Source organism: Methyloversatilis sp., assembly GCF_030698125.1.
Classification (GTDB): domain Bacteria; phylum Pseudomonadota; class Gammaproteobacteria; order Burkholderiales; family Rhodocyclaceae; genus Methyloversatilis.
The window spans coordinates 1-11,355 of sequence record NZ_JAUYNV010000036.1 but is presented as its reverse complement, the minus strand read 5'-3'; the positions used below and the strand labels follow the sequence as shown (position 1 = coordinate 11,355).

At 66.3% G+C, this 11,355-nt stretch carries 13 protein-coding genes; 7 read left to right on the top strand and 6 right to left on the bottom strand.

The window, feature by feature from the left end; all coding sequences use genetic code 11:
- On the top strand, positions 1 to 212 hold a 212-nt coding region (locus tag Q8Q80_RS14120), incomplete at its 5' end, for a hypothetical protein (protein WP_305633521.1).
- Between the two features lie 331 nt (positions 213 to 543).
- Here the strand turns inward: Q8Q80_RS14120 and Q8Q80_RS14115 are convergent.
- Together Q8Q80_RS14115 and Q8Q80_RS14110 are read right to left on the bottom strand one after the other, a co-directional pair.
- The gene (locus Q8Q80_RS14115) at positions 544 to 2,184 is read right to left on the bottom strand and encodes a 3-(methylthio)propionyl-CoA ligase (protein WP_305633520.1); all 1,641 of its coding nucleotides are present in this window, start codon (positions 2,182 to 2,184) and stop codon (positions 544 to 546) included.
- A gap of 82 nt (positions 2,185 to 2,266) precedes the next feature.
- Positions 2,267 to 3,319 carry an alpha/beta fold hydrolase gene (locus tag Q8Q80_RS14110; protein WP_305633519.1) on the bottom strand — a complete coding sequence of 351 codons (1,053 nt, stop codon included), beginning with the start codon at positions 3,317 to 3,319 and terminating at the stop codon, positions 2,267 to 2,269.
- Between the two features lie 201 nt (positions 3,320 to 3,520).
- Between Q8Q80_RS14110 and Q8Q80_RS14105 the strand changes: the two genes are divergently transcribed.
- Positions 3,521 to 4,288 (top strand): ferredoxin--NADP reductase, encoded by a 768-nt coding sequence (locus Q8Q80_RS14105; protein ID WP_305633518.1) that lies wholly within the window; start codon positions 3,521 to 3,523, stop codon positions 4,286 to 4,288.
- A 10-nt stretch (positions 4,289 to 4,298) separates the two neighbouring features.
- Here Q8Q80_RS14105 and Q8Q80_RS14100 read toward each other — a convergent pair whose 3' ends face one another.
- Complete coding sequence (locus Q8Q80_RS14100) at positions 4,299 to 4,919, bottom strand: DNA-3-methyladenine glycosylase (RefSeq protein ID WP_305633517.1); 621 nt, start codon at positions 4,917 to 4,919, stop codon at positions 4,299 to 4,301.
- Between the two features lie 126 nt (positions 4,920 to 5,045).
- Between Q8Q80_RS14100 and ada the strand changes: the two genes are divergently transcribed.
- On the top strand, positions 5,046 to 6,137 hold the full coding sequence (gene ada / locus Q8Q80_RS14095) for a bifunctional DNA-binding transcriptional regulator/O6-methylguanine-DNA methyltransferase Ada (protein WP_305633516.1): 1,092 nt from the start codon (positions 5,046 to 5,048) through the stop codon (positions 6,135 to 6,137).
- Positions 6,134 to 6,781 (top strand): DNA oxidative demethylase AlkB, encoded by a 648-nt coding sequence (gene alkB, locus Q8Q80_RS14090; RefSeq protein WP_305633515.1) that lies wholly within the window; start codon positions 6,134 to 6,136, stop codon positions 6,779 to 6,781. The genes ada and alkB overlap by 4 nt, the downstream gene beginning before the upstream one ends.
- Here the strand turns inward: alkB and Q8Q80_RS19845 are convergent.
- The gene (locus tag Q8Q80_RS19845; RefSeq protein WP_371132770.1) at positions 6,759 to 7,328 is read right to left on the bottom strand and encodes a DUF2789 domain-containing protein; all 570 of its coding nucleotides are present in this window, start codon (positions 7,326 to 7,328) and stop codon (positions 6,759 to 6,761) included. The two genes, alkB and Q8Q80_RS19845, sit on opposite strands and share 23 nt — an antisense overlap.
- A gap of 21 nt (positions 7,329 to 7,349) precedes the next feature.
- Here Q8Q80_RS19845 and Q8Q80_RS14080 point away from each other — a divergent pair, with 21 nt between their 5' ends.
- Positions 7,350 to 8,834 carry a PLP-dependent aminotransferase family protein gene (locus Q8Q80_RS14080; RefSeq protein ID WP_305633514.1) on the top strand — a complete coding sequence of 495 codons (1,485 nt, stop codon included), beginning with the start codon at positions 7,350 to 7,352 and terminating at the stop codon, positions 8,832 to 8,834.
- Between the two features lie 303 nt (positions 8,835 to 9,137).
- Here Q8Q80_RS14080 and Q8Q80_RS14075 read toward each other — a convergent pair whose 3' ends face one another.
- Positions 9,138 to 9,371: an antitoxin gene (locus tag Q8Q80_RS14075; protein WP_305633513.1), complete on the bottom strand. Its 234-nt coding sequence runs from the start codon at positions 9,369 to 9,371 to the stop codon at positions 9,138 to 9,140.
- A 348-nt stretch (positions 9,372 to 9,719) separates the two neighbouring features.
- On the opposite strand from Q8Q80_RS14075, the gene Q8Q80_RS14070 reads away from it, so the two are divergent.
- Positions 9,720 to 10,913: a DUF262 domain-containing protein gene (locus Q8Q80_RS14070; RefSeq protein ID WP_305633512.1), complete on the top strand. Its 1,194-nt coding sequence runs from the start codon at positions 9,720 to 9,722 to the stop codon at positions 10,911 to 10,913.
- Positions 10,913 to 11,218: a hypothetical protein gene (locus Q8Q80_RS14065; RefSeq protein ID WP_305633511.1), complete on the top strand. Its 306-nt coding sequence runs from the start codon at positions 10,913 to 10,915 to the stop codon at positions 11,216 to 11,218. Before Q8Q80_RS14070 ends, Q8Q80_RS14065 begins: the two co-directional genes overlap by 1 nt.
- Before the next feature lie 40 nt (positions 11,219 to 11,258).
- Here Q8Q80_RS14065 and Q8Q80_RS14060 read toward each other — a convergent pair.
- Positions 11,259 to 11,355, bottom strand: a 97-nt coding sequence (locus Q8Q80_RS14060; RefSeq protein WP_305633522.1) for a transposase domain-containing protein, incomplete at its 5' end; no start/stop codon positions are given.

Here is an 11,355-nt window from a genome sequence, read left to right as displayed (position 1 = left end):
TCGCGAAATCGACCTGCCAGCAGGGCATCGATCACCTGATGGCCGAGGGGACGGTCAGACCAGCTCCACGGGCGGCGAGCCGTGCTCGCCGAAACCCGCGCTCCGCCTCCGCAGGCGATCCGGTCTTCGAAATGCGGCATCGCGTGATCAACGCGCGCATCGCGGACGGGGTCCGCTCCTACGAAGGGCAACACCGTCGCGGTTTTTCGTAGGAGCCTGCCCCGCAGGCGATCCGGTCTTCGAAATGCGGCATCACGTGATCAACGCGCGCATCGCGGACAGGGTCCGCTCCTACGAAAGGCAACAGCGTCGCGGTTTTCGTAGGAGCCGTCCCACGGTCGGCCCTGCATGGCCGACCGGCTCCACGGGCGGCGAGCCGTGCTCGCCGAAACCCCCGCTCCGCCCCCGGCAGGCGATGCGGTCTCCGAGATGCGGCATCGCGTGATCGACGCGCGCATCGCGGACAGGGTCCGCTCCGAAAGGCAACACAGGAGCCGTCCCACGGGCGGCGAGGAAGCCGCTCCCGCACTACGGCGCGTCACCTCACGGCAGCGCGTGCCCTTCGAACTGCTGTCTCAGCTTGAGCTTGAGCATCTTGCCGGTGGCGGTGTGCGGGATTTCATCGACGAACACGACGTCATCCGGGATCTGCCAGCGGGCGATCTTGCCTTCGTAGAACGCGAGCATGGTGGCGCGGTCGAGGTCGGCGCCGGGCTTCTTCACGACCACCAGCAGCGGACGTTCGTCCCACTTCGGGTGGCGGCACGCGATGACCGCCGCTTCGAGCACGGCGGGATGCGCCATGGCGATGTTCTCGAGCTCGATCGAACTGATCCATTCGCCGCCCGACTTGATCACGTCCTTGCTGCGGTCGGTGATCTGCATGTAGCCGTCCGCATCGATGGTGGCGACGTCGCCGGTGGCGAACCACCACTGGCCGTCGAGTTCGCGCAGCGCCGAGCCGGCTTCGCCGAAATAGCGCTCGATGACCCAGCCGCCGCGCACCAGCAGGTCGCCGCTGCTGCGGCCGTCCCACGGCAGTGCACGGCCGTCGTCGCCGACGATGGCCAGATCGATGCCGCAGATGGCGCGCCCCTGCTTGTTCAGCAGCGCCCGCTGCGCATCCGGCGGCAGCGTCGCATGCTGGGCCTTCAGCCGCGACAGCGTACCCAGCGGCGACAGTTCGGTCATGCCCCAGGCGTGGATGACCTGGACGCCGTAGTCCTCTTCGAGCGTCTGCCGCATGGCTGGCGGACACGCGGCACCGCCGATGACGGTGCGCTTGAGGCTGGACATCTTCAGCCCGGCGCACTTCAGGTGGTTGATGACGCCCAGCCACACGGTCGGCACACCGGCGCTGAACGTGACCTGTTCCTGCTCGAACAGCTCGTGCAGCGACTTGCCGTCGAGGAAGGGGCCGGGGAACACCAGCTTGGCGCCGACCATCGGCCCGCTGTACGGCAGACCCCACGCGTTCACGTGGAACATCGGCACCACCGGCAGGATGACGTCGGCCGCCGAACAGCCCATCGCGTCGGGCAGCGCGGCGCCATAGGCATGCAGCACCGACGAGCGGTGGCTGTACAGCGCGCCTTTCGGATGTCCCGTGGTGCCCGAGGTGTAGCACAGGCTGGACGCGGTGTTCTCGTCGAATTCCGGCCAGCGGTAGTCGCCGTCCTCGGCGTCGATCAATGCCTCGTAGCACAGCAGGTCGGGCAGGCTGCTGTCCGCCGGCATGTGCGCGCGGTCGGTCATCAGCACGAAATGACGAACCTGCTTCAGCGCGGGTGCGATCTGTTCGACCAGCGGCAGGAAGGTCAGATCGAAGCACAGCACCTGGTCGGCCGCATCGTTGGCGATCCACGCGATCTGGTCCGGAAACAGGCGCGGATTGATGGTGTGGCACACCCGCTGCGAGCCGGACACGCCGTAATAGATTTCGAAGTGGCGATAGCCGTTCCAGGCCAGCGTGCCGATGCGCTCACCCGGCTGCGTGCCAAGTCGCGCCAGCGCCTGTGCGAACTTGCGGCTGCGCAGTTCGGCTTCGCGATACGTCGTGCGGTGGATGTCGCCCTCGACCCGGCGCGACACGATTTCGGTGTCGCCGTGATGGCGCGCCGCGTGACGGATCAGGTTCGAGATGAGCAGCGGCATCTGCATCATCTGGCCGGGTACCGGATTCATGCGCTTGCCTCCACACGACGACGGACGGATGCACCCCGGACGGCCACGAAGCAGCCGCCCGGGGTGTGACGACGGACTGCGCTCAGGCGGCCGAAGCCAGCAGTTCGCGCAGGTGCTTGTCCACCTGTTCGGTATAGCCGGCGTCGGTGCCGAACAGGCCGAGGTGGCCGTCTATCGTGTTGAGCACGCGCAGTTCGCTGTTCGGGATCAGCTTCTGCTCGGCGGCGCAGTCGGCCGGCGGGAAGAACATGTCGGTCGAGATCGGCATGACGAAGGTTTTCGCCTTGATGCGGCCGAGTGCCGCCTTCAGGTCACCGCCGGTGTGGCGGCTCACGTCGGCCTGCTGCCACTTCCACGCCATGCACAGCAGGTCGTTCGGCTCCATCACACCGAAATAGCCATTCATGAAGTTGGTGATGAAGTCATCGACCGACGAAAAACCCAGCGCCTTGATGCGGTCCTGCTGGAAGAACTCGGTGCTCCAGCCCATGACCGCCCACATCTTGGCGTGGCGGCGCAGGCCCTGATGCACTTCGAGCGGGGAGCCGTACCAGCCACCCTTGAACGCCGGGTCGGAGGTGATGGCTTCGATCAGCGTTTCGGCGAACAGGTAGTCGTGCGGCGTGTTCTTCGCGGTGCCGGCGATCGGTGCCGCGCGACGCACCATGTCCGGATAGCGCACGGCCCATTCGTAGGTCTGCTGCGCGCCCATCGAACCGCCGACCACCAGCGCCAGTCTTTCGATGCCGAACTTTTCGGTGATCAGCGTGTGCTGCGCGCGCACGTCGTCGCCGATGCGCACGCGCGGGAAGTTGGGGCCGCCACCCGGGAAGGGCGTGTTGTGCGGCGAAGTCGACAGGCCGTTGCCGATCTGGTTGATGGCGATGATGAAATACTTCGCCGGATCGAGCGCGCGACCGGCGCCGATGTACACCTGCTCCATGATCTTGGTCGTGCCCGAGTACCAGGTCGGTACCAGGATGGCGTTGTCCCTGGCCGCGTTCAGCGTGCCGAAGGTCGCGTAAGCCAGCGTGCAGCCGCGTATCGTGCCGCCGTCTTCCAGCACATGGTCGCCGATGCTGTGGGTTTCGTACGGGCCGTGAACGGCCTGGTTGTAATAGGCGTGCTCCGTCATGCTGTCTCCTCCTGTTGTTGTGGCGCCGGTCTCGGGTGCCTGTCCGGTAGCAGCATCGGCTCAGGCAGCGGCGCAGCGATGATAGCGGAGTGTGCTTTCCGCGCGAACCGTCAGCCGCGGCGGCGGTGGATGAACGAAGTCCGGTGTCGGCAGCCCTATCGCTGTACAGGCCCGCAACTCAACACGCCGGAGGCTCCATCCATGACGACTGCCGATCCCACCGCCCCGCGCGCATCGCTGCAGCGCGTGACTGCGCTGCAGCGCTGGGCGCCGATGCTGTGGTCGCTGCGCATCGACCGCCCGGAAGACTTTCGTTTTGCGCCCGGCCACTACGCCAAGCTCGGTCTGACCGGCCCTGACGGTCAGAACGTGTGGCGGCCCTATTCCATCGTGTCGGCCACCGACGACCCGGAGCTCGAATTCCTCATCGTGCTGATTCCCGGTGGCGCGTTCAGCGAACCGTTGTCGCGCATCGAGGTGGGCCAGTCGGTCCAGCTCGCGTCGGCCATCTTCGGCTTCTTCCTCGAACCGCAACTGGCGCCCGGCGACACGCTGTGGATGCTGGCGACCGGCACCGGGCTCGGACCCTATGTATCGCTGCTGCGCACCTCGGGCGCGCTGGACCGCTACCGGCGCCTGATCGTGGTGCACAGCGTGCGGCAGGCGGCCGAACTGGCCTACCGCGATGAACTGGAAGCGCTGGCGGCGACCGACGCGCGGCTGAGCCACCTGCCCATCGTCACCCGCGATGCCGGCGCAACAGTGCTGAGCGGGCGCATTCCGGCGCTGATCGCCGACGGCACGCTGGCGCAGCACGCAGGGGCGACGCTCGATCCGGCGACCGACCGCGTCATGGTGTGCGGCAATCCGGATTTCACGACCGACATGCGCGCCCTGCTGAACGCGCGCGGCTTCCTGCCGTGCCGGCGCGGCAACGCCGGCAGCATGCTGTTCGAAAAGTACTGGTAGCCCGGTGCCGTCACTTCGGCACCCGCCACAAGTACCAGCTCGCCGCCGAGCGATGCGGCGCCCACGCCGCACCGAGTGCTGCGATCTGCCGCGCGGTAGGCAGCGCATCGAGCGACTTGAGCCGCCGGTAGCCGTCGCGCACGCCGAAATCGTCGGCCGGCAGGATGTCGCCGCGTTCGAGGGTGAACATCAGCAGCATGTCGACCGTCCAGCGGCCGATGCCGCGCAGCGCGGTCAGACGCTCGATCAGCGCATCGTCGGCCAGCGCCAGCGCTTCGTCGCGGCCGGGTACCCGTCCGCTCAGCGCCGCCTCGGCGATGCCGCGCAGCGTGTCGGCCTTGCGGGCCGAAAAGCCGCAGGCACGCAAGGCATCGACATCCGTGTCGAACAGTTGCTGTGGCGTCGGGAAGTCGCCGCCGTGACGTGCCAGCAGTCGCCCCATGATGGCATCCGCGGCGCGGCCGTGCAGTTGCTGGTAGGCGACGGCGCGCACCAGCGCCTGCCAGGGCTCGCGCACCGGCCCGGGCGCCAGTCCGCACGGGCCGACGGTCGCGATCAGTCGCGCCCAGTCGTCGTCGAGTGCAGCGAGATGGCGTTCGGCGGCGTCCAGCGCTTCTCGGGTGTGCGTCATGGCGGAGCAGTATCGATGCGCCGTGCGGCACCGGCAAGGTCGAATTCGAAAGCAAGGGCCGGAGTGCGCGCGGGTCGAACGGCGACTACAGTGCGGCCATCGACACGCAGGCGCGAAGGATTCCGGATGAACGCATCGACCCGCCATGAAGCACCGGATGTCGCCGCGCGTGCAGCTGCCACGCGGGCCGACCCGCGCTGGGCGGCGGTCGTCGCGCGCGATGCCGCGGCGGACGGCGACTTCTTCTATTCGGTGAAAACGACCGGCGTGTACTGCCGGCCGTCGTGCGCCGCGCGCACCGCGCGACCCGAAAACGTCGCCTTCCACGCGAGCGCGGCCGACGCCGAACGCGCCGGTTTCCGCGCCTGCAAACGCTGCCGGCCGGACCAGCCGCCGCGCACCGAACGGCAGGCCGCCCTCGTCGCCGACCTGTGCCGGCTGATCGAGCGCTCCGACTCACCCCCGGCGCTCGACGCGCTGGCAACGCACGCCGGCGTCAGCGCCTTTCATCTGCACCGCCTGTTCAAGTCGGTGACCGGTCTGACGCCACGCGCCTGGGCTGCCGCGCGCCGGGCCGAGCGCCTGCGCGACCATCTGACGCAGGGTGCGCCAGTGACCGACGCGCTGCACGACGCCGGCTACAGCTCCAGCAGCCGCCTCTACGAGGCGTCCGGCGCCCTGCTCGGCATGACGCCGGGCCGCTATCGCGCGGGCGGCGCCGACACCGACATCCGCTTCGCACTCGGCCAGTGTTCGCTCGGCGCCATCCTGGTCGCCGAGAGCCCGCTCGGCGTGGTCGCGATTTCGCTTGGCGACGATCCCGACGCGCTGGCGCGCGCGCTGCAGGACCGCTTTCCGCATGCGCGCCTGATCGGCGGCGATGCCGCGTTCGAACAGCGCGTGGCGCAGGTGGTCGGCTTCGTCGACGCGCCGCGCATCGGGCTGGCGCTGCCGCTGGACCTGCGCGGCACCGCCTTCCAGCAGCGCGTGTGGCAGGCGCTGCGCGACATTCCGGCCGGGCACACGCTGAGCTACCGCGAACTGGCGGCGCGGCTCGGCGTCCCGAAAGCGGTGCGCGCGGTCGCCGGCGCCTGTGCGGCCAACACGCTGGCGGTGGCCATCCCGTGTCACCGCGTGGTGCGCAGCGACGGCGCGCTGTCGGGCTATCGCTGGGGCATCGAGCGCAAGCGCGCGCTGATCGATCGCGAGGGACCATGAGCGGTCTGTTCGATGCGCTGGAGCGCGCGGCCGGCCCGGTCACCTTCGCACCCGGTGCCACCCTGCTGCGCGGCTTCGCGCTGGCGGACGCCGCCGCCCTGCTGGCCGCGGTCGACGCCATCGCCGCTGCGGCACCCATGCGCCACATGGTGACGCCCGGCGGCTACACGATGTCGGTCGCCACGACCAGTTGCGGCGAACTGGGCTGGACGTCCGACGCGCAGGGCTACCGCTATGCCGCGCGCGACCCGCACAGCGATCTGCCGTGGCCGGCGATGCCCGTGCTGTTCCGTGCGCTGGCGCGAGATGCGGCCGCGCAGGCCGGCTTCACCGGTTTCGAACCGGACGCCTGCCTGATCAACCGCTACGCCCCCGGCGCACGGCTCACGCTGCATCAGGACAGGAATGAGCGCGACTTCGGCGCACCCATCGTGTCGGTGTCGCTGGGACTGCCCGCGACCTTCCTGTTCGGCGGCATCAAGCGCACCGATCCGACGCTGAAACTGCGCCTCGTACACGGCGATGTGGTGGTGTGGGGCGGGCCGGCGCGGCTGCGCTTTCACGGCGTGCTGCCGCTGGCCCGCGGCGTGCATCCGCTGACCGGCGACTGCCGCGTCAATCTCACATTCCGCAAGGCGCGTTGAGCGCGGGCTGATCCGTCGTTTCATGCAGGGCGGCGTTGAGCGCATCGATGATCGGCGCCCAGTCGGCATCGGCCTGCAGGCCTTCACGCAGGAAGGCCGCCTGCGAGGGCGTCCAGAACGGCGCGTCGGACAGTTTCACGGTATCGGGCAGCGGCCGGTGCTGGTCGATGAAGTGGTAGATCGATGCCGGATCTGAAGGCAGACCGAGCTGGGCGAACAGTTGCGCAGTGCTGTGTACCGGTGCGTCCATGAGGATCTCCTGTGTCGGATGGTGGAGCAGGGTGCCGTTGCGGCGCAGATCGGCAGGCGGAAGGTTCAGCCGCCGAAGCGCCGGTGCAAGGCGTACAGGGTTGACGCGCCAGGGCGCCCGGCGTTCAGCCCGGCAATGACGCGATCGATCTTCGGGCACAGCGTGCGCGTCTGTCGGCGTCCGGTCTGTTAGCCAGGGCACCAAGTTCGCCGGCAAGTGAAGCGAGTCGGTAGCATGGCGGGAACCACGTTCAGGCAGTGCGGCCGAAGCCGGGTTGAAGGTCAGGCTTTCATTCACCACTGTCCGGACGGAGCGCCGTTGCAACTGCCCCTTTCCATCGATGCGTCGTCGGCCACCACACTGCAGTCGCAGATCGTGGCGCAACTGCGCGCGCTCATCCTCGACCGCCGGCTGGCACCCGGTGCGCCGGTGCCGGCGACGCGCGACCTCGGCCGCCAGCTGCATGTGTCGCGGAACACCGTCACCGCGGCCTACGACGAGCTGATCAGCGAGGGCTATCTGTACACCGAGCGTGCGGTCGGCACCTTCGTCTGCAAAACCCTGCCCGACACGCTGATCGGCCATGCGCCGGCGCGTCCGGAACATCGCAGCGGCAGCCTGCACCGCGCGATGAACCTGCCGCTGCCCTACGGCGGACGCGGCCTGACCGGGCTGCACCGGCCCAGCTCGCCGCGCCTGATCGCCGATTTCGTGTTCGGCCGCTCGGACGCGCGCAACTTCCCGGAAAAGATCTGGCGCAAGCTCATCGTCGAATGCCTGGGCGGCGCGGCCGAGCGCATGAGCGAATACATCGACCCGGCCGGCCTGCCCGAACTGCGGCAGCTCATCACCAGCCGGCTCGGCCCGACGCGCGGCATGGTGGCGTCGGTCGAACAGGTGCTGCTGGTGGCCGGCTTCCAGCAGGGCATCGATCTGGTGGCGCATCTTTTCGTCGGCACGCACACGCCGGTGGTGATGGAGGCGCCCAGCTATCGCGGTGCGGCCTTCCTGTTCGAAAGCTATGGCGCGCACATCATTCCGGTGCCGGTCGACCAGCACGGCATCGACGTCAGCCGGCTGCCGGAAAGCCGCGTGAAACTGGTGTATGTCACGCCGTCGCACCAGTTTCCGACCGGCGTCACGATGCCGCTGCACCGCCGCCTCGCGCTGCTCGAGTGGGCGGCCAAGGCCGGCGCGTACATCCTCGAAGTGGACTACGACGGCGACTACCGCTACGACGGCGCGCCGCTGCCGTCGCTGCAGTCACTCGACCGCAACGGCTGCGTCATCTACCTGAATTCCTTCTCGCGCTCGATCGGCCCCGGCCTGCGCATCGGCTACATGGTCGTGCCGCGCGACCTCATGCGCACCGCGGTCACCATCAAGTCGCTGATGGACAATGGCCTCGCCTGGCTGGAACAGGCCGCCCTTGCCCAGTTCGTGCGCGACGGCAGCTTCGACACCCATCTGCGCCGCCTGCTGCACGCAAACGAAGCGCGCCGCGACGCCCTGGTCAGCGCCGTGCGCAGCCACCTGCCCAGCGCGCGCATCAGCGGCGCCGACGCCGGCTCGCACGTGCTGCTCACGCTGCCGCCCGAAGCACCGACGGCCGCCGCCGTGCAGCAGGCCGCGCTCGCCCTCGGCGTCGGCGTGCAGCCACTGGCCGACAGCCCGGCGTGGTTCTTCGAGCACCTGGACAATGCCGACCGCTGCCTGCTGCTGGGCTACACGCATCTGACCGAGGCGCAGATCGAACGGGGGATTGCGGGATTGGGACGGGCGGTGGGGATGGCGAGGATCTGATCGGCAGTGGCGGGTGCGGGGTCGTGTCATGAACGGTACGGGACGGCGATCGCGGGCGGGTGTGGCCGCCGAGCACGCTTCCCATCATTCAACGGACCTGGCCACCCCTGCGCATCGACAATCCGGCGCTGCTAGATCCGCGACAGGACCGGCGCGGTGCGGGATCATCGGTGCTCAAGTCGCGGGCGATGACGCGAGCCAGTCCTCCAACTTCAGCCGGGCAAACGCTGCATAACCGTGCCACGCGGGTCGCAGATCAGTTCGGACAGTACGCTAGTGCGAGCATCCAGAACCGTTGCACCATCAGAGGTCCGCCCGCTCCTGCGGCGGAAGGTCTTCCACCTCGGGCAGCCCTCCACCAAGCGGCGCCCAGGAAGCCAGAAGGTCCAGCAGGCGGCTCTTGCGGATGGGCGTGAGGATGAGGCTGTCGCCTTCCTTGCGGATCAGTACCTCGGCACCTTCAAGTTCGAACTGGCGCGGGATGCGAACCGCCTGATCGAGGCCGTTGCGGAACAGTGAGGCGTGGCGTTCGGTCATGGTCGATCCTTGAGTCCGGTTGGCATATGGTGGAACAGATGTCTTGGTTCGGCAGCGGTCAAGTCGGAGGATGGGTCGCGGATCATGTGTTGCCGAAAAAAACGGGGGAATCGTGCCTTGGAAATGTTGCTGCATCTCTGTTACCCCTCCCCGGCGCATCGACAATCCGGCCACGGTCGGCTTATAGAAACAACAGGCCATGATTCGGCGAGGGTCACGTCGCAGGGCTTACGGATCAATTCTTCTTTAATACCCCGGAAAAACGGGTTTCGGAAATGTTGCTGCATCCCTTATTTACCTTGAGCGGCTAAGATTCGACATATCTCTCGCGCATTCAAAGAGGAAACCATGGCGGATGACGTACAACTGCAGCTGGCCGACAGTGAGCGTGCAACCCTCGTTGATGAGCAAATCGAAGAGTTGCAGAAGATCACGGATTACGAGATCAAAGAGTGGCCCATCGGCGTGCTGGTTGAAAAATTTACAAACGGTCGCGAAACAGATGAATCGGAGATATTCATTCCGGACTACCAGCGGGAGATGGTGTGGACGCCTAAACAGCAGTCTCGCTTTATTGAGTCGATCCTCATCAAGCTGCCCGTGCCCTTCATCTTTGCGGCTGATGTTGGTCAAGGGGACCGGGAAGGTGCCCTGGAAATCATCGATGGATCGCAACGTATCAGAACCCTGGACAACTTTCTTTCGAACAAGCTCAAGCTGGTTGGTCTCAAGAAACTAACGCAGGCCGTCGGCATGCGGTTCTCTGACCTCAGCAAGCCACGGCAAATGCGGTTCAAGCGCACCACCGTTCGCGTCATTGAGCTCACGGAGAAGGCCGACGAGGACGCCCGCCGCGAAATGTTCGACCGCCTGAACTCCGGCGGGACAAAGCTCACGGGCATGGAAGTTCGGCGAGGCGTGGACGATGGGCCATTCATGAAGTTCATCACAGAATGCGCTGCGAATGAACAGTTCAAAGCACTCGTCCCACTCAGCGATCGCAACGCCAAGCGCAAGGAATACGAAGAGATCGTTCTGCGGTATTTCGCCTACCTCAACAGCTATCAGAGCTTCCAGAAAAGTGTTGAGGATTTCCTGACCGGCTACCTCAAGAGTAAGAACGAGAATTTTCTTGATGCAGACAAGCAAGCCATGCTGGATGAGTTTGTCCGCATGCTGAACTTCGTATCTCTGCACTTTTCAAACGGCTTCAAGCGCAGTGGCTATAACACCGTTCCGCGCATACGCTTCGAGGCTATTGCCGTTGGTGTCTCTCTCGCGCTGCGTGAAGATCCAGACCTTGTGCCAGGCGACGTCGGCCAATGGCTGGACAGCAGTGAGTTCATAAAGCACACCCGCTCAGACGCCAGCAACTCTCGGCCTAAGCTCATCAATCGCATCCATTACGTGCGGGACAATCTACTGGGCACGGCGTTCGAAGAGTCCCCGGGCACCGCCGAGGTAGAGGCAAGTGCGAATGCCGACTCGCCGCCAGATCCATCAGAGGAAGAAGAGGCTCTCACGCAACAGGGTCTCTTCTGATGAACCGCGTTCCGCTGACCGAAGCCCTACTGAACGAGCGAAGCGCTGAGGTTAAGACCTACCTGGATTTCGTAAAAGTGGCAGTTGAACGGCGCGCCGTTCTCACAGCCAGAGAAGGCGTTGTCGTTCTTCCGCTGTCTACGGAGCTCACTCACACGCTCAAGGCCAATCTCGTCTTGCTTCTGTACAGCGTCACCGAGGCGACACTGATTCAATTGCTCGACGAGATGCACGATGTGATTGGCAACAACTGCTCAAGCGCGGATGCCCTCAATGCCGAGTTGCTGCGCGTGGTTCTGAAGTAAGCGTCCAGCCGTTCCACCTGGCAGTCGCGAGGTGAGCGTGTTATGACAGGCGCGCGATTGGGAGCAGAGAATCGATGTCGCTGTTGCGGCAAGTCGGAAGTTTCTCCAGGGTGTCGCGCAGCCAAGCGGCCGGATCG